This window comes from Phenylobacterium sp. LjRoot225 (genome assembly GCF_964252855.1).
In the GTDB taxonomy this organism is placed as follows: Bacteria; Pseudomonadota; Alphaproteobacteria; order Caulobacterales; family Caulobacteraceae; genus Phenylobacterium.
On record NZ_CAXUPL020000001.1, the window covers coordinates 403,619 to 426,360 of the forward strand.

Annotated in this window: 19 protein-coding genes; 14 read left to right on the top strand and 5 right to left on the bottom strand. The window is 66.7% G+C overall.

Annotated elements, in window-relative coordinates; genetic code table 11:
- Positions 1 to 10 precede the first annotated feature (10 nt).
- From ACSQ2B_RS01985 to ACSQ2B_RS02005, 5 genes are all read right to left on the bottom strand, one after another.
- Complete coding sequence (locus tag ACSQ2B_RS01985) at positions 11 to 2,383, bottom strand: beta strand repeat-containing protein (RefSeq protein ID WP_436046872.1); 2,373 nt, start codon at positions 2,381 to 2,383, stop codon at positions 11 to 13.
- Between the two features lie 205 nt (positions 2,384 to 2,588).
- A complete protein-coding gene (locus tag ACSQ2B_RS01990) occupies positions 2,589 to 3,281 on the bottom strand; it encodes a hypothetical protein (protein WP_436046873.1) in 693 nt (230 codons plus the stop codon).
- Between the two features lie 139 nt (positions 3,282 to 3,420).
- Complete coding sequence (locus ACSQ2B_RS01995) at positions 3,421 to 4,287, bottom strand: AAA family ATPase (RefSeq protein ID WP_436046875.1); 867 nt, start codon at positions 4,285 to 4,287, stop codon at positions 3,421 to 3,423.
- A gap of 131 nt (positions 4,288 to 4,418) precedes the next feature.
- Positions 4,419 to 4,958, bottom strand: a complete 540-nt coding sequence (locus tag ACSQ2B_RS02000; protein ID WP_436046877.1) for a hypothetical protein — start codon at positions 4,956 to 4,958, stop codon at positions 4,419 to 4,421.
- A gap of 108 nt (positions 4,959 to 5,066) precedes the next feature.
- Positions 5,067 to 6,863 (bottom strand): tetratricopeptide repeat protein, encoded by a 1,797-nt coding sequence (locus ACSQ2B_RS02005; RefSeq protein WP_436046879.1) that lies wholly within the window; start codon positions 6,861 to 6,863, stop codon positions 5,067 to 5,069.
- Positions 6,864 to 7,065: 202 nt separating this feature from the next.
- Between ACSQ2B_RS02005 and flbT the strand changes: the two genes are divergently transcribed.
- The 14 genes from flbT (at position 7,066) to ACSQ2B_RS02075 (ending at position 22,704) form a co-directional block, all read left to right on the top strand.
- Positions 7,066 to 7,491, top strand: a complete 426-nt coding sequence (gene flbT / locus ACSQ2B_RS02010; RefSeq protein ID WP_436046881.1) for a flagellar biosynthesis repressor FlbT — start codon at positions 7,066 to 7,068, stop codon at positions 7,489 to 7,491.
- Positions 7,451 to 7,819: a flagellar biosynthesis regulator FlaF gene (gene flaF, locus ACSQ2B_RS02015; protein ID WP_436046883.1), complete on the top strand. Its 369-nt coding sequence runs from the start codon at positions 7,451 to 7,453 to the stop codon at positions 7,817 to 7,819. Before flbT ends, flaF begins: the two co-directional genes overlap by 41 nt.
- A gap of 491 nt (positions 7,820 to 8,310) precedes the next feature.
- A complete protein-coding gene (locus ACSQ2B_RS02020) occupies positions 8,311 to 9,147 on the top strand; it encodes a flagellin (RefSeq protein WP_436046885.1) in 837 nt (278 codons plus the stop codon).
- Between the two features lie 296 nt (positions 9,148 to 9,443).
- Positions 9,444 to 10,286 carry a flagellin gene (locus ACSQ2B_RS02025; RefSeq protein WP_436046887.1) on the top strand — a complete coding sequence of 281 codons (843 nt, stop codon included), beginning with the start codon at positions 9,444 to 9,446 and terminating at the stop codon, positions 10,284 to 10,286.
- 115 nt (positions 10,287 to 10,401) lie between these two features.
- Complete coding sequence (locus ACSQ2B_RS02030; RefSeq protein ID WP_436046889.1) at positions 10,402 to 10,689, top strand: hypothetical protein; 288 nt, start codon at positions 10,402 to 10,404, stop codon at positions 10,687 to 10,689.
- A 467-nt stretch (positions 10,690 to 11,156) separates the two neighbouring features.
- Entirely contained in the window at positions 11,157 to 12,020 is an 864-nt protein-coding gene (locus ACSQ2B_RS02035; protein WP_436046891.1) for a flagellin, read from the top strand.
- Positions 12,021 to 12,145: 125 nt separating this feature from the next.
- On the top strand, positions 12,146 to 15,001 hold the full coding sequence (locus tag ACSQ2B_RS02040; RefSeq protein ID WP_436046893.1) for a hypothetical protein: 2,856 nt from the start codon (positions 12,146 to 12,148) through the stop codon (positions 14,999 to 15,001).
- Positions 15,002 to 15,032: 31 nt separating this feature from the next.
- Entirely contained in the window at positions 15,033 to 15,704 is a 672-nt protein-coding gene (locus ACSQ2B_RS02045; protein ID WP_436046895.1) for a hypothetical protein, read from the top strand.
- Positions 15,705 to 15,769: 65 nt separating this feature from the next.
- Positions 15,770 to 16,156 (top strand): hypothetical protein, encoded by a 387-nt coding sequence (locus tag ACSQ2B_RS02050; protein WP_436046897.1) that lies wholly within the window; start codon positions 15,770 to 15,772, stop codon positions 16,154 to 16,156.
- A gap of 114 nt (positions 16,157 to 16,270) precedes the next feature.
- Positions 16,271 to 16,771, top strand: a complete 501-nt coding sequence (gene ssb, locus ACSQ2B_RS02055; protein WP_436046899.1) for a single-stranded DNA-binding protein — start codon at positions 16,271 to 16,273, stop codon at positions 16,769 to 16,771.
- Positions 16,772 to 17,168: 397 nt separating this feature from the next.
- Positions 17,169 to 19,655 carry a TonB-dependent receptor gene (locus ACSQ2B_RS02060; RefSeq protein ID WP_436046901.1) on the top strand — a complete coding sequence of 829 codons (2,487 nt, stop codon included), beginning with the start codon at positions 17,169 to 17,171 and terminating at the stop codon, positions 19,653 to 19,655.
- Positions 19,656 to 19,887: 232 nt separating this feature from the next.
- Entirely contained in the window at positions 19,888 to 20,385 is a 498-nt protein-coding gene (locus ACSQ2B_RS02065) for a DUF2231 domain-containing protein (RefSeq protein ID WP_436046903.1), read from the top strand.
- 31 nt (positions 20,386 to 20,416) lie between these two features.
- Positions 20,417 to 22,171, top strand: a complete 1,755-nt coding sequence (locus tag ACSQ2B_RS02070) for a family 1 glycosylhydrolase (protein ID WP_436046905.1) — start codon at positions 20,417 to 20,419, stop codon at positions 22,169 to 22,171.
- Positions 22,168 to 22,704, top strand: coding sequence for a hypothetical protein (locus ACSQ2B_RS02075; protein ID WP_436046907.1), 537 nt, complete (start codon positions 22,168 to 22,170; stop codon positions 22,702 to 22,704). The genes ACSQ2B_RS02070 and ACSQ2B_RS02075 overlap by 4 nt, the downstream gene beginning before the upstream one ends.
- Positions 22,705 to 22,742: the final 38 nt, after the last annotated feature.

Sequence of the window (22,742 nt, forward strand, 5' to 3'; positions counted from 1 at the left end):
GCCTGCTAGCTCACCAGATCAGGTCCGAACTGGTGAGCACGCTCTGGCCGACGAGCAGGATCCGCATGTCGATCGACCCATCCCCGTGCAGGTCGACGTCGAGCTGGGTGTTCGGGCCGACGGTGGAGATCGCGTAGCTGTCGCTCGCGCCGGTGCGGACGGCGGTCAGGCTGATCTTGTCGGTCCCCTGGTGGAAGTCGGTGATCAGGTCCGCGGCGGCGATGGTGGAGTCGCCGGCCTGCAGGTAGCGGAAGGCGTCGGCGGCCGCGCCGCCGGCGAGCGTGTCGGCCCCGCCGCCGCCGGTCAGGGTGTTGATCGCACTGCTGCCGGTCAGGCTGTCGGCGTAGGCGGATCCCGTGACCAGCTCGAAGTTGAGCAGCGTCATCGACCCGATGCCGGTCGCCTGGCTGGTGGTCACCGCGAGCGAGGCGGTCACGCCCAGGGTCGAGTTGGCGAACGACAGGATGTCGACGCTGGCGCCGCCGTCGTAGAGGCCGGAGGAGCCGGTGTCGATATAGATCAGATCGGAGCCTCCGAAGGCCTCGACCGTGTGGGCGCCGGCCCCGGCGCGCAGGGTGTCGCCGTACTGGGAGCCGTGCAGATCCTGGAAGTCGCTCAGCGTGTCGATCCCGGCCCCGCCGGTGTTCTGGGCGGCGGCCAAGGTCAGGTTGACGGTCACCCCGGCCGTGGCGTGGTAGTAGCTGAGCATGTCGGCCCCGCCGGCGCCGTCGAGGACGTCGTTCCCGGCGCCGCCTTCGATGGTGTCATCGCCGTCGCCGCCCACGACCGTGTCGTCGCCGGCGCCGCCGATCACCTGGCTGCTGTCGGCGCCCGCCAGGTCGAGAGAATAGGTCTTGAAGTTGAGCGCCGTCAGGCCGGGCACATTGCTGGTCAGGGTGTCGCCGACGACCTTGAACGTCATGCCGCCGGGGCTGCCGATGCCGAGGTAGACAGCCAGCGTGTTGTCGCCGGCGCCGCCGTCGATCGTAAGGCTGTTTCCCGACGTCAAAGCTAAGGCGTTGACGCGGATGGTCTCGTCCGTCGAGCTTAAGGCGAGCTTCACGGCTTCGTATCCGTTGAACCAGTAGTAACTGCCGTCGTCGAAAGTCCCCGCCAGGCCGCCACGGTCGCCGGAGTCAATCGTGGTCAAGGTGTCGGGGGAGACGTCTATCCCATTGACCGTGAGCGTATCGAAGCCTTCGCCGCCGCTATAATACCCGCCAGCGAGATTATAGGGCGCGTTGTTGATGGTTACATCGTCGTCGCCCGACCCGGTGAATACGCTTGCGTGTTCGATGCTCGTGAGCGTCGTGCCGCCTGTGAGGCTGCCGGTTCCGCTGGCGGCGTCGTAGACGAAGGTCATGTCAGCAGAGCTGAAATATTCAAAATTCCAGGTGTCGTCGCCTGCGCCGCCGTCCACGGTGTCGGCGCCGGGCGTTGGGGAGCTGCTTATGGAGTCGATGATGTCGTCGCCCGCGCCGCCCTTCAGAAGATTATCGTTCATGTAGCTGGTGATTTTGTCGGAGCCTCCACCGCCATCAAGCGTGTCGGCGCCGGGGCCAGGCCCGCTGGTGAGCAGGTCGTCACCGCCGCTGAGGGCGACATAGTCGCCGCCGCCGCCGACGGAGATGGAATACCGCTCGAAATTCGTGAAGGACAATCCGGGGACGTTGGTCACCGGCGCGCCTCCCGAAACATCAAAGATCGTTCCCGGGAGCGGGCCAAGATGGAGACTCAGCAGGTCGTCGCCAGCGCCGCCGTCAAGCGTCAGCTGGGCGCCGGCCGTGAACGGCGAATCGTGGATGAAGGCGCGGTCTGAGCCGCTGCCGAACTTGATGTTCAGTCGCTCGAGGTTCTGGAACGCGAGGCCGTTGACGCCGTACTGGGTGCTGAAGTCCCCATCGAGCGTTCCGCCGTCCACAAAGACGTCCATCCGGCTGTCCACCGCTGAGCCGGAGTTGTCGATGGTCAATTTGTCGGTTCCGGCGCCGCCGTCGACGCTGGAGCGCAGAAGGAGCGAATTCAGCGGGTTCTTGATCGTAATGTCGTCGTTCCCGCTGCCGGTGGTCAGGTTGACGATCTCGATGTTGCTGAGCGTGGTCCCCCCGGTCAGGCTGCCGCTGCCGGCGGCTCCGTCGTAGGTGAAGGTCAGGTTCGCGGTCGCCGGGCCGCGCAATCCCGTCCAGGAATCGATCCCGGCGCCGCCGTCGATGGTGTCGACGCCCCAGGTGGTGGTGAGGGCGTCGTTTCCTTCGCCGCCCTTGACCAGGTTGGCGCCGCCGCCGCCGACCAGGCTGTCCGCCCCGCCCAGGCCGGAGAGGGTGTCGGCGCCCGTGGTGCCATAGAAGCTGTCGGCGCCCGCGCCGCCGGTGAACACTGCCATGCTGTCCTCCCATGACCCAGACGTGAGTCGGCCAACCCGCTGGTCGGCGGGTGAACGATGAGGATGTCTGGACATTGCGCCGGCGATGACCGCCCGCGGCCTCCCTCGCGACAAGGTCTAGGGGGTCAAATGCGACTCTGCATAGTCACGTTTGCCTGATTCCCGTCATAATTGTGACGGCCGCCGGCGGAGGCGGTGCGCCGCGTCAGATCCCGGCGTTGCGGCGCACCAGACGGCGGACGTCCCTGTAGATGTCGTCGCCGTGGCTCTTCATCCGCACGACCGCGACGGCGAGGGGGCCCTTGCGGGGGCCGCCCGCTTCGTAGCCGACCGAGGTCATGCCGCCGGGGAGGTCGCCGCGCGCGACGATGTAGAGGGCGCGATAGCCGCGGCGCTTGAAGGCCAGGGCCTGGCCGCGCAGCCGCACGTCATGGCTTTCGCGGACCACCGCTCCGCCGTCATGGGCGTCGACGTGCAGCGAGCCGATCTTGACCTCGGCCTTGTCGCCCTGGGCGTTGATATGGATCCCGGGCAGCGAGACGCGTGCTTGGTGGCCGTCGCCCTCGTCGCTGTCGCCGGCCTCGTTTCCGCCGCCGGAGGCCGCCCTCGCGGCCCTGGGCAGCGTGGTCGGCGGGATCAGCGACCGGAGCTCCGCTTCGACAGGCCGCAGCGCGGCGTCCGGCGTGGTCGAGACGGGGAGCAGGCGCAGCGAGACCTGGTCGCCCTTGGCGCTGACATAGGTGCAGGTCCGCCGGTCGGCGGAGAGGCCGGTGCGGGTCAGGTCTCCCTGGCTCGGCGGACAGTCAAGCGCGGTGCGCAGCGTCGCGTCGGCCGGCCGATTGCAGCCCGCGACCGAAACCGCCGCCGTCGCCAGGAACGCCAGGTGCAGGGACTTCATGTGGGAGACGACTCCGGCGCGTTCGCGGGGAATCTGGCCGGGAGCGCAGTTCGAGGCGAGTGAATTCGCCGTAAGCCGGCTCAGGCCGAAGCGGACTGGGCCGAAGCGGACTGGGCCGCAGCGGTCTGGACCGGGGCGGTCACTGTCCCGGGCGCAGGACGGTGTCGCGCCGCGCCAGGAAGGCCAGCCGCTCGAACAGGTGGACGTCCTGCTCGTTCTTCAGCAGCGCGCCGTGCAGCGGCGGAATGAGTTTGGTCGGATCGCTCTCGCTCAGCACCTCGACGCCGACGTCCTCGACCATCAGCAGCTTCAGCCAGTCGAGCAGCTCCGAGGTCGAGGGCTTCTTCTTCAGGCCCGGCACCTTGCGCATGTCGTAGAAGATCCGCAGCGCCTCGGAGACCAGTTTCTGCTTGATGCCCGGATAGTGGACCTCGACGATCTCGTTCATCGTCTCGGCGTCCGGGAAGCTGATGTAGTGGAAGAAGCAGCGGCGCAGGAAGGCGTCCGGCAGCTCCTTCTCGTTGTTCGAGGTGATGATGATGATCGGCCGGACGGCGGCCTTGATGGTCTCGTTGGTCTCGTAGACGAAGAACTCCATCCGATCGAGTTCCTGCAGCAGGTCGTTCGGAAACTCGATGTCGGCCTTGTCGATCTCGTCGATCAGCAGCACGGGACGGACGGGCGCCTCGAAGGCCTCCCAGAGCTTGCCCTTGCGGATGTAGTTGCGGACGTCCTTGACCCGCTCCTCGCCCAGCTGGCTGTCGCGCAGGCGCGAGACGGCGTCGTACTCGTAGAGTCCCTGGACCGCCTTGGTGGTCGACTTGACGTGCCAGGTGATCAGCGGCGCGCCGAGCGCTCGGGAGATCTCCTCGGCCAGCACCGTCTTGCCGGTGCCGGGCTCGCCCTTGATCAGCAGCGGCCGCTCGAGCGCGATCGCCGCGTTGACGGCGACCTTGAGGTCATCGGTCACGACATAGTTGTCGGTGCCCTCGAAACGCTGACTCATTGCGGCTCCCGCGGCGGACGCGCGGGCCCGCGATCGAACGACTGTTTTCAGCCGCTCAAACTAAAGGCCGCAGAGGCGGTTGCAAGCCGCTTGGCTTGTCCAGGGGCGGGCAGGGTCGCGTCTGCCTCTGCTCAGTCCGGCTTGGCGCGGGTCTGGCCGTCGCGGGTCTCGGAATAGCCCATGCGCTTGAGATCCTCGTCGCCGACGTTGCGGGACTGGAAGTTGGTGAAGTCGTCCTCGCCGCCGGAGACCTCGTCGCGGTCGCGCACCTCGTCGAGGCCTTCGATGTCGCGGGCCGACAACTGGTCCTCGTCGAAGCCTGCGCCGGGCTCTGCGCCCAGGCCGTCGAGGTCGTCTTCGTGCTCGGCGTCCACCGCGCCGTAGTCGAGTTCGTTGTCCGCTTCGGCGTCGTCGTCGTCGATGGCGTCGGGATCGAACTCGGCGGCGTCGAGCGCCAGACCCTCGTCGGGGTCGCGATCGCCTGCGCGGGTGGTGACGTCATAGACGTCGGGCATTTCCTCGAAGGTGCGCATGTCTTCGCCGATCTCGAGCGGCGACTCGCCGCCCAGCGCGACATCGCCTTCGCCGCCGACGGTCATGCTCTCGTCGAAGGTCTCGGCCCGATCCTGGGCGTCGAAGTCCTGTTCGCTCTCGTAACCGGTTCCGGGCATGGGCTGGCTCCTGCGATTGGGCGCGGCCTTTCGGCTCGTCCTGCAGACCAAATTCCCAAGACGCCTTCTGGTTCAGGGGCCGCTTGGGCTCCACCGTCCGGCGATCGATCAGTCGGCGTGGGCGAACTCGCCGACGGCCTCGGCCAGCCGGCCCATCACCGGTCCCCAGTCGCCGAACGCGTCGAGCGAGAAGACCCGCACCTGCGGATACCAGGCGTAGCGGTCGGGCAGGCCGAGCCTCGGCCAGGCCCCGGGAATGGTGACCAGCCACGACGGCGCGCCGCAGGCCGCGGCGATGTTGAAGGTGGCGTTGGAGAAGCCGATCACCAGATCGACCGCGCCGCAGAGCGCCGCCACCTCGTCGAGGTCGAGCTTCAGGTCCACGCCGGGCGGCTGCCAGATGTCGACGCCGAACTGCGCCTTGGCCTGGGCGATCTCCTCGGCGCAGTCGCCATACTGCAGATTGACGAAGGTGACGCCGGACTGGCTCAGCACCGGGCCCCAGGCCTCGAAGCCGGCGAAATAGCGGTGCCGTGCGTCCTTGGTGATGTTGCTCTTCCACAGGATGCCGACCTTGCGGCCGGGCAACTCGGCCAGGCGCTTGCGCCATTCGGCGACGCGGTTGGGATCTGCGGCGATGTTGGCCGGGTTCGCCGGAAAGTCCTCCACCGTGCGGCGGTAGGCGCGCAACAGCGAGGCCATCGGGGTCCAGACGTCGACTCCGGAGATGTCGACCGTGCTCGGGACGATCCGGGCAGGTCGCAGGCCGATCGCGCCCGTGGCGTGGGTGCAGACCTCGACCTCGGGATAGCCGCGCTGGAAGAGGGGGACCAGCCGGCGTTCGACGGCGAGGATCAGCCGTCCGTCGGGTCCGAGATCGGCGATCAGGTCGCCCAGCGGATTGGCGAACAGGATCTCGTCGCCCAGTCCCTGTTCGCCGATCACCAGCAGGGTCTTGCCCTTGACGTCCGCGCCGGGCTGCCAGCGCGGCTTGTCGACGACGAAATAGGTGACTTCGCCGAACTGCGGGTGCAGGCGGCACTCGTATTCGTCCCAGGCTTCGCCGAGACGGCCCAGGGTCGCCAGCATGGTCGAACGGGCCATGCGCATCATCTGCCGCTCGTCCTCGGCGCGGACGTGGAGGAGGGCGGCGTCGCAGGCCTCCAGCGCGCCCGGGGTGTCCTCCAGCATCAGCAGGCAGTTGCCGAGGTTGTAGCGCGCCTTGAAGAAGTCGGGATCGAGCCGAACGGCCTCCTCGAAGAACATCTTGGCGGTCGCGTAGTCGCCCTGCTCGGAGACCACCGAGCCCATGGTGTTCCACAGCATCGCGTTTTCCGGCGCCAGGAGCAGCACGGGCTTGAGGATTTCGATGGCTTCCTGGTAGCGCTGCTGGGCGCGCACCGCGCAGGTCAGGTTGTTCACCGCCTCGGGGTGGCCGGGGTGGCGCACCAGGAAGTGGCGGAACAGCTGCTCGGCCTGCTGGAGCATGCCCATGCGGAACGCCAGTCGGCCGAGGTCATTGGCCACCTCGGCGTGGTCGGGCAGCAGGCGGAGCGCCGACTCATAGGCGCTGACTGAGGAGGCGAAGTCGCCGGCCTTCTCTCGCGCAATGCCCAGGGTGTACCAGCCAAGGCCGCTCTGATCGTCCTTCTCCAGCGCCTTCAGCGACCAGTCGGTGGCGGCCTTGGCGTCGTCGTCGCGGATCGCATCCACGGCGCGCTGGATCAGGGGAGCGACCGCCAGGGCCCTGATGTCGGCCATTGCGGCATTCAGCCGCGCCAGGGCGTCCTTTGAGCCCGCCTGGCCGAGCTCGTCGGCGATGTCGACCCCGCGGGGCCGGACCGGGGCCGTGCTGGCGGCCAGCGCCTGGACGGACGTCGCGCTCTGCTGGCCGTGACGCGGCATGGACGATTCCCCTCGATGGTACGTCCCTTGGTCGCGCCCTTATGTTTAATCAAACCTTAAGTCGCGGATCGTGCAGCTGGGCAAGACGCCGTTAACGGTCACCCGGTAACCGTTGTGAAGTGCGCTCGACCCAAGACAAGGCGACAATGTGTGAGTCGAATCGAGAAATGACGGTTCGCGAGCCTGAAATCGGGAGGCGAGATTGCCGTTAAAGTTGTCGCTCAAGCCTGGGGAGAAGTTCGTTCTCAACGGTGCGGTCGTCCAGAACGGCGACCGTCGCGGCGTCCTCGTGCTGCAGAACAAGGCCTCGGTCCTTCGCGAGAAGGACATCATGCAGCAGGAGCAGGCCAATACGCCGGCGCGGAGAATCTACTTCCCGGTGATGATGATGTACCTCGATGAGTCGGGGGCCGAGCGCTATTATGATGAATTCGTGCGTCGGATGAGCGAGTTCATGGGGGTTATTGGTAACCCGAACGTTCTCGCCGACTGCGTTGATGTTTCGAAGTACTGCATGGAGCGCGAGTACTACAAGGCGCTCATGTTGTGTCGGAAGCTGATCGAGTACGAAGACGAAAGGTTGGGGAATGTCCCTGCAAGCGTATCAGCAGGCGTCGACCAGGGCTGAAACCCCGCGGGAGACGGAGTATCGTCTCTTCGCTCAGGTCACGCTGGCCCTCATGGAGGCCGCAAAGTGCGAGCCGACGGATATCCGCGGCCGGATCGACGCGCTCGATTGGAATCGGCGTGTCTGGTCGGTGCTGGGCACGGCGTGCGCGGATCCTGAGAACGCCCTGCCGGAAGCCCTGCGCGCCTCGATCATCTCGCTGAGCATCTGGGTGGGCAAGCACACCAGCGAGGTGATCCGCCGGACCGACGAGATCGAGCCGCTGATCGAGGTCAACCGCATGGTCATGCAGGGCCTGCGCGGCAATGGACAGGCGGCGGCCGCCTAGGGGGCGGGCGCCATCAGAGACATCAGAAAGGCCGCGGCGCCCGCCGCGGCCTTTTTCGTTGGGCGTCTCCTGACCGCCCCCGGCGGGGCGGCGGCCGAAGCGGGATCTCGGGTGAACCCATTCGGCCAAAAAAAAGGCCGCGCCCGAAGGCGCGGCAGTCATAGGGAGGAAACGCCCAGGAAGGGCAACCCCAATCTGAGCGATGTTTAGACCGGCCGCAAGCCGGAAGTTCGGGGTGCGACAATCCGGCCCTGTCGCACCGCGCCAAGCGAGCGCTGAAATTCCGTTCGGCGCCGGGCAGCATGTGCCGGGCGGCAGGTGTTAACCATGTCGCCGTGGCCGCCGAGACCCTGTCGGGGCGAGGATAAGCTAATAAAAACAGACGAGTAGGTCGTTTACCATATCTGGCCCAGAGCTTGCGACGCGTACGGCGGCGAAAAATCGCCCGCCAGCCGAAGCTGGCCGAACCCCTCCAGAATGGATGTGACGCGATGCTGTATAATTCAGTGAACACCAACGTGGGCGCCATGACGGCGCTCCAGAACCTGAACAAGAGCAACAGGGAGCTGTCCGAAACACAGAACCGCATCAACACCGGCTTGCGGGTGGCGAGTGCGAAGGACAATGGCGCGATCTGGGCGATTGCTCAGAACCAACGGGCCACTTCCTCATCGCTGAACGCCGTGAAGGAATCGCTGCAGCGAGGTCAGTCGACCGTCGATGTGGCCTTGGCCGCGGGGGAGACCGTCTCAGACCTGCTTCTTCAGATGAAGGAGAAGGCGCTGGCTTCGTCGGACACCACCCTCGACACGAACAGCCGCGTCGCGCTCAACGACGACTTCGTGTCGTTGCGCGACCAGATCCGGAAGGCCGTGAACAACGCCGACTTCAACGGCGCGAACATGCTGCTGGGCACAGGCGCCACGCAGATCATGGCTCTTGCGAACGCGGATGGGACCGCCGTGATTACGGTGCTGGCCCAGCCGATGGATCTGGGCACCGGCGCGCTGACGGCTTTGACCGACACGTCGTCCATTGGAACTCAGGCGCTAGGCTTTGCGATGATCACCACGATCAATCAGGCGATCATCAATGTTTCGGCTTCCCTGTCGGCGCTCGGCACGGGGTCGAAATCCCTGGGCTCGCATCTGACGTTCATTGGCAAATTGCAGGACACGGTTGATGGCGGCATTGGCAATCTGGTTGACGCCGACCTGGCGAAGGAAAGCGCGAAGCTCCAGGCCCTGCAGACAAAGCAGCAGCTCGGGGTTCAAGCCCTCTCCATCGCAAACCAAGCGCCGAACAGCATCATGTCGCTGTTCAGGTAGGCGGGCAGTTCCGGGCCGGACACTTCGCTTCGCGCGGAGATGTCCGGCCCTTTTTTTGCCTGGTGGCAGGTAATTTTTGCCGTGCGGGGTGGGCAAAATCTGCAGTCCGTCCGGTCAATCTAGGCAGAAACTGCCGGGTCGAAACGTCGATAACAGACCTATAACGACATAAAATCAATGAGTTACGCGTTCCGGCAAAGTCTGCCGGGTTGGCTTGTTCCTTGCTGCAATCTTTGCCGGGCAAAAAGCCCCCGGTCGTCAAAACGACGCCGGCTCCCTGAGAAAGGAACAGTCGTATGCCTTTGAATAGCGTCAATACGAACGTCGGCGCCATGGCGGCGCTGCAGAACCTCACCTCCACCCAGATGGACCTTTCGACCACCCAGAACCGGATCAACACCGGCCTGAAGGTGGCTTCGGCCAAGGACAACGGCGCCATCTGGGCCATCGCCCAGAACCAGCGCGCGACCTCCGGCTCGCTGAACGCGGTGAAGGAATCGCTGCAGCGCGGCCAGTCAACGGTCGACGTGGCCATGGCCGCCGGGGAAAGCGTCTCCGATCTGCTGCTGCAGATGAAGCAGAAGGCGTTGGCGGCCTCCGACACCACCCTCGACACCAACAGCCGGACCGCGCTGAACGACGACTTCACGTCGCTTCGCGATCAGATCCAGAAGGCCGTCGACAACGCCGAGTTCAACGGCGCCAACATGGTCAAGGCGGCCGCGAGCAATCCCGCGACGGTGAAGGCCTTGGCCAACGCCGACGGCAGCCAGACGATCACCGTGGCGGCCCAGGACCTGTCGCTGGGGTCGACGGCGCTGGGGGGGATCACCGCGACCTCCTCGATCGGCGCGCAGTCCACCGCCGCCTCGATGATCACGATCGTCAACAGCGCGATCACCAACGTCTCGAGCGCGCTCTCGAAGTTGGGCACGGGCTCGCGGTCGCTGGCCTCGCACCTGACCTTCGTCGGCAAGCTGCAGGACACCATCGACTCCGGCGTGGGCAACCTCGTCGACGCCGACCTGGCGAAGGAAAGCGCGAAACTGCAGGCCCTGCAGACCAAGCAGCAGCTTGGCGTCCAGGCCCTGTCGATCGCGAACCAGTCCTCGTCGATCCTTCTCGGCCTGTTCCGTTAGGGTCAAGGCGGTGCGGTCCCCTCGGGGGCCGCGCCAGCGTGGCGGCGGGGAGGGGACCTTCCCGCCGTTCATGCTCAACGCGGAGCGCTGGCGTTAGGCGTCGGCGATAGGAGACATGCAGAACAAGGTTACCCCCTTCGCAAACGCCTCCGATCCCACCTACGGCCGTTCAGGCTCCCTCCCCGCGCCCAACGCGGCCGGAGCCAAGGGCGTCGCCGCAGCGCCGGAAGAGGTCGATCTGCGATTGGAGATCGTCGAGGATCAGGTCAGCGGCACCTATGTCTACAAGACCGTCAACCGGCGCACCGGCGAGGTCGTCCAGCAGTACCCGCGGGAAGAGATCCTGCGGCTACGGGACGCCGCCGCCTACCAGGTTGGCGAAGTGATCCGCACCAAGGCCTGATCCGCCAGTCCACGCGGCTGGTTTCGAAACTTCCCCCGCCCCGGCCCGCCGGCGGCGGCGATGACCGTTGCGCCAAACCTGCGCCGCCGCTGTCGATCTGCGGGCGATCGCCTGCTGGCCTGGCGACCCCGTTGTCGCTTGAACGCAGAGGTGGTCGCCGGCGCGGAATCACGGCTAGTTGGGGGCTGCTGCGGAATGCGGCGACGGCCGTCGAAATGGCCAAGATCCCCCGGTTATGACGTATGCGGATCCTCGCGGCAGGCGCGGCGAGGGGCGGTGTGAATTTGCGCCCGCGTCGGTGGCGTTATGGTTACCGGAAAATCGATCGTGGTTAATCGAACTGTCTGTTTGGGCCGCTCCGCGCTCTGGTCGTTAACCTTTCGATTACCATAAAATCCCTAGCCTCCTTGGAAGCCCACGCGACTCGCCCGAAGCGAGTCGGGCTCATGTGACTAGGAGAATCCGTCATGTCGATCAGCGTGCACACGAACAAGCCCGCCCTGGTTGCGCTGCAAAATCTTAACAGAACCAACGACGACATCGGCGAAGTCCAGAACCACATCAACACCGGTCTGAAGATCGCCAACGCGCGCGACAACGCTGCAGTTTGGTCGATCGCGCAGAACCAGCGGGCCGACATCGGCGCGCTCAATGCGGTGAAGATGAGCCTGGACCGGGCGAACTCGATCGCCGAGGTCTCGATGGCCGCGGGGCAGACTGTCTCGGACCTGCTGGTGCAGTTGAAGGAGAAGGTTGTCGCGGCGATGGACACCTCCATCGACACCGCCTCGCGCACCGCCCTCGACTCGGAATTCAAGTCGATCATTCGTCAGATCGGCCAGGTCACCGACAATGCGGCCTTCGACGGCGCCAACCTGCTGAACGGGTTGCAGCACTCGGGCACGCCGAACATCCAGTTCCTCGCCAACGCCTCGGCGAGCTCCTTCATCACCCTTTCGGCCCAGGACATGAGCCTGGCGAGCTCAGGGTCCCCGGGCGCCGGGATCATCATCACCATGTCGGTGGGGGCCTCGCTGGACAGCGTGACCATCGCCGGCGCGGTCCTGACCCAGCTCAACGAATCGATCGGCAACGTCAACCAGGCGCTGGGCTCGCTGGGCTCGCAGGCCAAGCAGATCACGGCGCACAGCGACTTCGTCGGCAAGCTGAGCGACACCCTGCAGACCGGGGTCGGCAACCTGGTGGACGCCGACCTCGCCAAGGAAAGCGCCAAGCTGCAGGCCCTGCAGGTTCAGCAGCAGCTGGGCGCCCAGGCGCTGTCGATCGCCAACCAGGCGCCGCAGATGATCCTGCAGCTGTTCAAGGGGTGATGGTCTTGGGCGTCCGCTCGGATGAGCCGGCCGCACGCCAGGCTGTTTTACCGCGACGTTAACGAGCTGGAAGCTCCACCGCGGATAACCTTGGGGCGCGGGCTCACGCCCGTGGAGCGGTACCGATGGTCATAAGCATCGATTCGAGCATGCTGCTTGGCTACTACCAGGCCAAGGCTGGCTTGCCGGTCACCTACAGCGACGGCACGACGAGCTCGGTCATCACGCCCAAGGTGGCGCCGACCGCGCCCTGGACGTCCCAGGTCACGCCGCAGCAGGCCAGCGCCAACGTCACCGCCGCGCTCGCCGGCCACAAGATCATCGACGAGAACGCCGCCAAGCTCGACCTCTCGGGCGCCAGCGCCGATTACAAGAAGCTGTTCGCCCTCTACCAGGGGCTGGGCACGCTCAGCGACATGGCGACCCAGATCAAGGCGTCCGGCGTCTCCAGCATCAGCAAGACGCAGCTGCAGAAGGCCTTCCTGACCGGCATGTCCGAGATGTCGAGCTACATAAGCTCCGCCGATTTCGACAAGCTGCGCCTGGTGCAGGGCGATGCGAACACCAGCGCCAAGTCGACGCTCACCGTTCCCAAGGCGGCCACCCAGTACATCACCCCGCCGCTCGCCACCTCGGCGACGGACGCGACGGCGGCCTTCGAGGGCGACGTGCGGTTCAATATCAAGGTGACGCGGGTCAACCAGACCTACGACATCCCGATCGACCTCTCGCAGATGCCTGAGCAGACGCGGAGCGTCGCCAACGTCGTCAACTACGTCAACGACCAGCTGTCGGCGGCCGGGGTGGAGACCCGTTTCGGCACCAGCCGCACCGCTGGCGTCGCGCAGGAGATCAAGGTCGGAACCAAGACCGTCACCCTGCCGGCCGGGCCGGACCAGTGGGCGTTGAAGGTCACCATCGGCACGTCCGAGACGGTCAACTTCTCGGCGCCGCAGACCGCGGGCGCCGTCTATCTGGCGCAGCAGGTGGGCGACGCCGATCCTGATGACAACACCAAGACCAGCGACAGCACCATCCGGCAACAGCTGCTGAAGTTCCAGACCGACACCCAGGACGTCGCTGCGCCGCTGCAGGGCTCCGGCCAGGCGAACTGGGTGGATGGCCGGGTCTTCGCCAAGGCGCTCGACAGCGCCGTCGGGACCGTCCATGCGCAGACGGTGGGGCCGGATGGATCGGTCTATATGCTGGCCGACGTCACCGGGACCGTCGCCGGCCAGGGCATCAAGGGGACGCAGGACGTCGCCCTGATGAAGTACGACGCCGCCGGAAAGCTGATCTACACCCGCACCCTCGGCGCCGCGAGCACGGCGACCGGCCTGAGCCTCGCGGTCTCGGCCGATGGCAAGGTGGCGGTGGGCGGCTCGGTCAGCGGCGCCCTCAACGGTTCGACCGACGGGGCGCTCAACTCCGGGACCACCGGCTCCAACGCCGGCCAGGCCGACAGCTTCGTCACCCTCTATGACGACGACGGCCAGGAGCTCTGGACCCAGCGCCGCGGGGCGCGCCAGGACGACCAGGTCAATCAGGTGGCCTTCGGCGCGGACGGGACCGTCTATGTCGCCGGCCAGACGAAATCGGCCATGCCCGGCGGCGGCGCAGCCCAGGGCGACTGGGACGGTTATATCGAGGCCTTCGCCACCGACGCCAACCGCAAGGTCAGCACCCTGTTCACGCAGGGGTTCGGGACGACCGGGGCCGACAAGCCCAAGGGGATGGTGATCGACGGGACGTCCATCGTCACCGCCAGCGTCGAGGGCGGCCGCGCCGTGCTGCGCCGCTTCGACATCTCCAGCGGCGCGCCGGTCGAGACGGCGAACCGCGACCTCGGCGATCTGGAAGGCGGCGACATCGCCGGCCTCGCGCTCGACTCCAACGGTCAGCTGGTGATCGCCGGAACCACGGCGAACCCGCAGCTCTCGGTCGACACCGTCAGCAGCGCCGCGTCCGGCGGAACCGACGCCTTCGCTGCGCGCATCGCCGCGGACCTCAGCATCAACGCCAGCGACCGGCTCGCCTACTATGGGGGCAGCGGCGACGACAAGGCCTCGGCCCTGGCGGTCTCGAACGGCAAGGTGTGGATCGCCGGAACCGCTGGAACCGACCTGCCGGGCGAGGCGCCGGTGGGGACGCAGGACGGGTTCCTCGCCAACCTCGACGTCGACAGCGGCGCGGTCGACTGGTCCCGTCGCTTCACCGGGACCTCAGGCAAGGCGGCGCCGACCGCCATCGCCATCGCTCCGACAGGCTCCAGCGTGCTGGACCGCCTGGGACTGCCCAGCGGCGACCTCACGCTCGATGAGTCCAAGCAGCTCTCGGCCGTGAGTGCACTGCGGGCGGGCGACCAGTTCACGGTCTCGAAGAGCGGCGCGCCGGCCTCCACCGTCACCATCGACCAGGGCGAGACCTTCGAGACCCTGATGCTGAAGATCCAGCGCGCCTCGAATTTCTCGGTCAAGATGAGCGTCGTTGCGACCACCGACGGCCAGAAGCAGTTGAAGCTCGAACCCGCCTATCCGGGCGCCGTGGTCACCTTCGGCCCTGGCAAGGGCGACAAGGACGGCCTGTCGCAGCTCGGCATTCCGGAAGGCGTCCTGCGGGCCACCACCACCAATGCGGCGGGTGCGACGGTGCCGGCGGACGGCAAGTCCAACATCTATGGCCTCGGCCTGGAGAGCGATCTGAACCTGTCGAACGCCGATCAGATCAGCCACGCGATGGCCGTGCTGGCGAACGCCCAGGGCATGATCCGCACCGCCTATAAGGACCTGGTCGCCGCGGCGACGCCGAAGTCGCAGCTGAACGCCGCCGCCGCTGCCGCCGCGCTCGCCAAGAGCGGCGCGGTGCCTGCCTATATGACCAACCAGATCTCCAACTATCAGGCGGCGCTCGACCGGCTGGTCGGCGACACCACCACGACCACCACCGATCCCACGCTCACCCTGTTCGGCATCACGAGTTGAAAGCGACCGCGGCGCGGTCTAGCGGGAGGATATGACTCTTGCTCAACCTCGCCTGCGGTTTGCGCTCTGGGGCGCCTTGGCTGCGCTGGCGGCCGGCGGATTGATCGCCTTCGCCATGATCCGCGCCCATCGCGGGGAGGTGGCCCCGCCGCCGCCGGCCTCGCAGGGCGGTCTGGTGATCGAGGCCTCAGGCGCAGGTGCCGGCCGAATCGATGCGGCCAAGCCGCTGCGCTGCTTCGTCGGCGGGCTCTATGTGGGCGATCTCACCCTGAAGGACTGCGCCAAGCGCAACGGGGTGACGACCGACGCCCTGGATGTCGGCCTGGACGTGTCCGGCGCGCTCGCCGCCAGCCAGCCGGGCGCGGCGGCGGTGACCCCGCTGCCGCCGGTCGCCGCCCAGGCGCCGCCCGCCGCCGGCGGAGAGGTCGCCACGCCGGGCGCCGGGGCTTCGGCGATGGGCGAGTGCTGGCGTTACGCGGACAACCGCTGGCGCAAGCTGCCCAGCGAAACCACCCTCAACGGCTGCTCCCAGGCCCTGTTCGCCGGCCGCTGCGAAACGGCCGGCGGCGCGAGCTACGGCCGTTGGGCGCAGCAGACCCTGAGGCTGGTCCCGGGGCGCATCGAGATCTCCGCGGACAACCACAGCTTCCGAATCCTCGCCGAGCAAGGGCCGGGTTGCAGCGTTCCCGGCGGGCCGGGCTGACGGTTTTCGCCTGCGGCGGGCGGGCGGTCTCGCCTGCGGCGCGGCGCGCGTGTAGGTTCGCCGGCATGTCCCGCATGGTTCTCGCCGCCGCCCTCGTCTCCGTCCTGGCGCTCGGCGCCTGCAGCAAGGAGGTGATGCCGCCGGGCGATGCGGGGGTCTGCTACAATGTGAGCTTCAAGCCCAACGGCGAGCTCGTCTATCACAAGCTGGTCAACGCCCCGAACCTGGAGACCTGCGCCGCCAATCTGGAGGCGATGCGCATCAAGTTCCTGCGGATGGGCGGCACGGCCCAGGAAATCCTGGGCGCCTACCAGTCCAACTTCATCTTCGTGCAGAGAGCCGGAATCTTCAGCGCCGCCAGCCTGGACGGTCCGCGCTATCTGGCTCTGGTGCGCACCGGCGACGGCCGGCTGGCCATCCCGGGCGCCATGCCGCAGCCGCCGCCCCAATAGGCTGTGGACGGACTGGAACGTAGCAAGAACATCCGCTTGCTCAGGCCTTAACGAGTCGTTAGCGTGCGCCCCTGGGCCAGAAGCGCCCGCAGCTACGGAAACTAGGACATCGACATGGCGGGCAGCGTCAACAAGGTCATTCTGGTCGGCAATCTGGGCGCCGACCCGGAGATCCGCACTCTCAATTCCGGCGATCGGGTGTGCAATCTGCGCCTCGCCACCTCCGAGACCTGGCGCGATCGCGGCTCGGGCGAGCGTAAGGAGCGGACGGAATGGCACCGGGTGGTCATCTTCAACGACAACCTGGTGAAGGTGGCCGAGAGCTACCTGCGTAAGGGCTCCAAGGTCTATGTCGAAGGCGCGATCCAGACCCGCAAGTGGACCGACCAGTCCGGCCAGGAGAAGTTTTCCACCGAGGTCGTGCTGCAGAAGTTCCGCGGCGAACTGACCATGCTCGACGGCAAGGGCGGCGACTCGGCGGGCGACGAGGGCGGCTATGGCGGCGGCTACGCCGGCGGCGGGTCCGGCGGCGGCTTCTCGTCCGGCCCGAAGCAGCAGAGCTCGGCGCCGCGCGAAGACTTCTCGGCCGACCTCGACGACGAGATTCCGTTCTGACGCTTACCTAGCTCTGCACTATCTACAAGTGGCCGGTTCCCTCTGGAACCGGCCATTTTTTATTGCTCGGCCACCCAGTCCCTGAGCCGCCAGATCGTGGGCAGGCCCCCGGTCGAGAGGCGCAAATGAGCCCGGCGCGACGGTGCTCGTTCGACCTGATGTCAAACGCCTTCCGATGCCCCCACTGCAAAACAGTCTGCTAGCGCAATTCCGGTTCGGAAGAGATCGTGAAGGGCCGTCGACGAACTGTCATTCGGCGGCCAAGTGTTCTGGTCCGGCCGTAGCGTGCACGATCGCATCGGTTATTGCCGCTCTATTCCCAAGGCAAAGCTTCCCCAGTTCTGATTTGCCGGCTAAGCCTATGACCATAATAAACAAAATCTACTGGGAGGACGTGATGAGAGATTCCTACATCAAGGCCTTGCTTGTTGGGACAGCCATTTCCTGCTGCGGGCTTTCAGCACCTGCTTACGCGCAGAACGCCGCACCCAATGATCCCAACCTGATCATCGTGACGGCGCGGCGTCTGCAGGAGCGGCTTCAAGACGTGCCGATCTCGATCGCCGTCATCAATCAAGACCAGATCAACAACCGCAACATCGTCAACGCCGCGGACCTGGCGACCTTCACCCCGTCGCTGTCGTCGGCCAACATGTTCGGCAGCGAGAACTCCAGCTACGTGATCCGGGGCTTCGTCCAGGACATCGGTACGGCGCCGTCGGTCGGCGTCTATTTCGCCGACGTGGTGGCCCCGCGGGGCGCCTCGAACGGCATAACCTCCGGCGACGGCGCCGGACCTGGCAGCTTCTTCGACCTGCAGAACGTGCAGGTGCTGAAGGGCCCGCAAGGCACGCTGTTCGGGCGCAACACCACAGGCGGCGCGGTGCTGCTGGTGCCGCAGAAGCCCGCCCGCGACTTCGAAGCCTACGCCGAAGGCTCGATCGGCAACTACGACATGCGTCGCCTCCAGGGCGTTGTGAACCTGCCGCTCAACGAGAGCCTGCGCGTGCGCCTCGGCGTCGATCGACAGAAGCGGGACGGCTTCATCCGCAACACCAGCGGCGTCGGGCCGCGCGACTTCGCCGACATCGACTATACGGCGCTACGCGCGAGCGTCGTCCTCGACGTCACGCCCGACCTCGAGACCTATACGATCGCGTCCTACACCCACTCGAACACGCACGGCACGTTCCAGAAGCTGATCGCCGCCGATCCGTCGTTCGGGCTGGGCGGGTTCGCCGCCGCCCAACTCGCCGATCAGGCCGCCAAGGGCGAGGGCTTCTACGACGCACGGCAGGATGTCGTCGATCCGAGATCCAAGCTCAAACAATGGCAGATCATCAATACGACGACCTGGCTGGCGACCGACAACCTGACGGTCAAGAACATCATCAGCTACGCCGAACTCACCAACGACTATAAGTCGGCGATCTTCGGGACCGCCTTCTCGTCGCCGCCGATCCCAGCCTTGGGATTGGCCAGCTTCCGGTTCGGCTTCGCCAACAGCACGCCGATCCCCGGCGGTCACACTTCGGACGAGTCGACCTTCACCGAGGAGCTGCAACTGCAGGGCCGCGCCATGGACGATCGCCTGACCTGGCAGGCGGGCGGCTATTTCGAGAGCGCCAAGCCGCTCTCCACCGTGGGCTCCCAGTCACCGGTGGTGATCTCCTGCACCGATTCCAACACCCTGCAATGTTACGACATCCTGGGCTTCCTCGGCACGCTTGCGGCCGGCTCGCCGCAGCATGCTGGCGCCGTCAATCTCACGGCCGGCCGCACGACATTCAAGAACCTGGGCGCCTATGCGCAGGCCACCTACACGCTCACCGAAGAGCTGAAACTGACCGGCGGTATTCGCTACACCTCCGACAAGCAGACCAACGTCAGCCTGCAGCGGACCTTCATCTTCGGATACCCGCTGGACCTGGCGACCTTCCAGCCGATCCCCGTGTCTTCGTTCAGCTTGTGCACCAACCCGGCCGCGCCGGCGGCCACCTGCACGCTGACCTTCAAACAGAAGTCGCACAAGCCGACCTGGCTGATCGGCCTCGACTATACGCCGAGCTCGGACCTCCTGGTCTACGCCAAGTGGGCGCGCGGCTATCGCGCCGGCACCATCGCGCCGAACGTGACCGCGCCTTACAACATCGTCAAACCGGAGACTGTGGACACCTACGAAGCCGGCCTGAAGGCCAGCTTCGACGCGCCAATCAAAGGCACGTTCAACGCCGCGGCCTTCTACAACGACTTCCGCAATCAGCAACTCCAGCTCGGGTTCGACCCGGCGCCGGGGGTGCCGATCTCTCCGACCGCGGCGCCGATCAACGCCGGCAAGTCGCGCATCTACGGCCTGGAGATCGGGACGACGCTCACCCTGTTCGAGGGCTTCACCCTTCAGGCCGACTACACCTATCTGAACACCAAGATCCTCTCGATCCCGGTGTTCACCGTTCAGCCCGGTTCGCCGTACGTCATCCATGGCGCCCAGCAGAAGGGCGACCCCCTGGCCTTGTCGCCGAAGAACAAGTTCGTCGTTTCGGCCAATTACGCTCTGCCGCTGGACGAAGCGATTGGGAAGATCTCCCTAGGGGCGGATTTCTCGCACACGGACAAGGTGGTCACCAACTACATCGACAGAACCTTCCCCAATACGATTTTCGAGAATCTCGGGGTTATTTCGGCTTACGACCTGTTGAATCTCAACGTCACGTGGTCCTCGGTGGCAGGGAAGCCTGTCGATATTGGACTGTTCGCAACCAACGTGACCAAGGAGGAATACTATACCTGGGTCCCAGGTCTCGTCGCCGGGACAGGGTTCGAGACGGCGCAACTTGGCGCGCCTCGCATGTACGGCATGCGCGTGAGGGTCCGCTTCGGGTAGCGACCCTGCCGCCTCGTCTGGTGAGGGGCGACGGGCGCATCGCCCGCCGGCCTTCTCCGGAGGCGCCCCGGCGATCACCACGATTTCAGGCTTTGAGCCTGCCGCCTGCGCCGTTTCGCGGCCTCCGGCGTTGTGACGTCAGAGTGAAAACGGCGCGAGGCGCGTCGGGCTCGTGGGAACTCGACGGGTCCCGGCGTCGTCCAATGCCTGGAAGCAGAGTGGAGGATCGAACGTGTCCGACATCGAGACCCACAATCCCAAGAGCACGGCGCAGATCGCGGGGCACCCGCTGCATCCGATGATCATCCCGTTCCCGATCGCCTTCTTCGTCTCGACCCTGGCGACCGACCTGATCTACCTGAACACTGGCCGCGCCGGCTTCGCGGAGGCGTCCATGTGGCTGCTGGGCGCGGGCCTGGCCAGCGCGCTGCTGGCGGCCGTCCTGGGCCTCACCGACTTCCTCGGCGACAGGCGCGTGCGGCGGATGCGCCAGGCCTGGCTGCACATGGTGGGCAATGTGCTGGCCGTGGCGCTTCAGGCGGTGAACTTCTACCTGCGCGCGGCCGGGGACATGCGCGACGCCATCGCGCCTTCGGGCGTGACGATCTCCGCCGTGGTCGTGGTGCTCCTGCTGTTCAACGGCTGGATGGGCTGGGAGATGGTCTACCGCGGCCACGTCGGCGTGACGGACGAAATGGAAACCGCCCGCGTCCGCGTTCGCGACCGCTAGCCCAGGTCCGACCCTCGCCTGAGGCTGTCGGATGATCCGCATCATCTCCGTCCGCAAGGCGGTTGTGGCGGGCGCGGCCGGCGCGCTCGCCTGGGAGGCGCTGCTGCGCCCGCTGCTCCTCGCGGGCCTGCCGCTCGCCGACATCGTGAGCGCCCTGGGTGCGCTGGTCTTTCCGGACGGCCCTGGCTGGGCGGCCTGGGGGGCGGGACTGATGCTTCATGTGGTCGTCGGCGTGCTCTGGGCGGTCTTCTACGCCTACTTCTTCTGGTCCCTGTTCGCCTGGCGGCCGCTGATCCAGGGACTCGTCTTCACGTCCGTGCCGGCAGCGCTCGCGCTCCTGATCATGTACCCGCAGCTGAAGCTGATGCACGCCGACCAGCTGGTGGCGCACGGCGACGCCTGGACGCTGCTGAAGGACGTCAGCTGGGGCGAGCGGGGCGGCCTGCTGCTCGGCCACCTGGTGTTCGGCGCGGTGCTGGGCGCGCTCTATACGCGCCCCGTGGGCTATCCGGCCGAGCGCGCGCCCAAGCCGCCCCGGCCGCGTCGCTGCGGTCGCGAGCCGAAGGTGGTTGAGCGGCCGCCCTTCGCCTTCATCTTCGCCAGCGGAGTGGAATGCAGCTATCCGACGCTGGAAGGCGGCCGCTGGCGGCGCGACCTGATGGAGGCGACCGGCCACTATCGCCGCTGGCCGGAGGACCTCGCCCGGGCGGTCGAGACGGGCCTCACCCACCTCCGCTACGGACCGCCGCTGCACCTGACCTATCCCGCGCGGGGACGGTTCGACTGGTCGGCGGCCGACGGGCCGATGGAGGCCATGCAGCGGCAGGGCCTGACGCCCATCGTCGACCTTTGCCATTTTGGCCTGCCGGGTTGGCTGGCCGACTTCCAGAACCCGGAGGTCCCGGAGGCGCTCGCCGCTTACGCGCGAGCCTTCGCGCAGCGCTTCCCGCAGGTGCGCTTCTTCACGCCCATCAACGAGATGTACGTCTGCGCGAAGCTCTCGGCGCTTGAAGGCCTCTGGAACGAACAGCTGCGCGACGAGCGGGCCTTCACCACGGCCGCCCGGCATCTGGCCAAGGCCAATGTGCTGATGATGCAGGAGATTGAGCGAGCGCGGCCGGACGCGGTCTTTGTCACGAGCGAAAGCGGCGAGTTCTACCAGGCGTGCTGTCCGGATCCGGAGGTCGTCCAGGTGGCCGACCTGGAGAACGAGCGCCGCTTCCTGCCGCTCGACCTCGTCTACGCCAAGCCGGTGAGCGAGCTCATGCGCGGCCATCTATTGGCGACCGGCATGCCGTCCGAGGAATACCAATGGTTCATGGGCCGCAAGCCGTCCCGGCGCCTCGTGCTCGGCGTCGACTATTACGACTGGAACGAAAAGCTCGTCGACACCGAGGGGCGGGCGCAGGCGCTGGGCGAGCTGTTTGGCTGGTTTGTGGTGGCCCACCAGTACTGGGACCGTTACCGCAAGCCGCTGATGCACACCGAGACCAACCACCTGGACGCGCGCGAGGCGCCGCGCTGGCTCTGGCGGCAGTGGCACAATGTCCGGCTCATCCAGAAGGCCGGCGTGCCGGTGGTGGGCTTCACCTGGTACAGCCTGACCGACCAGGTCGACTGGGACATCGCCTTGTCCGAGGCCCTCGGCAACGTCAATCCGGTGGGCCTCTTCGATTTGAACCGCGACCCGCGCCCGGTCGCGCTCGCCTACAAGCGCCTCATCGAGACCTTCCGCGACACGCCCGAGATGCGGGAATGTCCGGCGCTGAAGGAGCTCCTCTCATGATGGCCTTCCTGCTCGCCCACGGGATCGATCCCGGACCCCTGCAGCGGCCGTTGCTGGCCGGCGCGATCACCGGGTTGATCGCAGCGGCGCCGGCGGGGGCGGCGTTCGCCGCGCTCGGCGCCTTCACCGTCGTGGCCGACCAGGTGATGCGGCTCCCGCGGCCGGTGACCGCCGTCATCCTGGTGGCGGCCTTCACCTTGGCGGGCGCGCTCTACGGACTTGTCTTCCGCCGGGCGGCGAACGACCGGCGCGGCGGATGGCTCTTTGGGGCGGCGTTCGGCTTCGTGCTCTGGATGGCCGCTCCGGTCGTGGTCCTGCCGCTGGTCGGCGGCGGGACCATCGCGGCGGGGCGCGCCGCCACCGGCTTCTTCGCCTGTTTCCTGGTCTGGGGCCTGGTGGCGGGGGCGCTGTTTCCGCTCGTGCACGCGCCGTTGCAGGGCGGCATGGACCAGAACGGCCGCTCGGCCCGGTTCGGGCCCTCGGCCGCCTCTATGGCGCGCGGACTGCTCCGCCGCGCGCCCCGCCAGCGCTGAGGTATCGGGAAATCGCCCCTACAGCCGAGGCTCCGCCA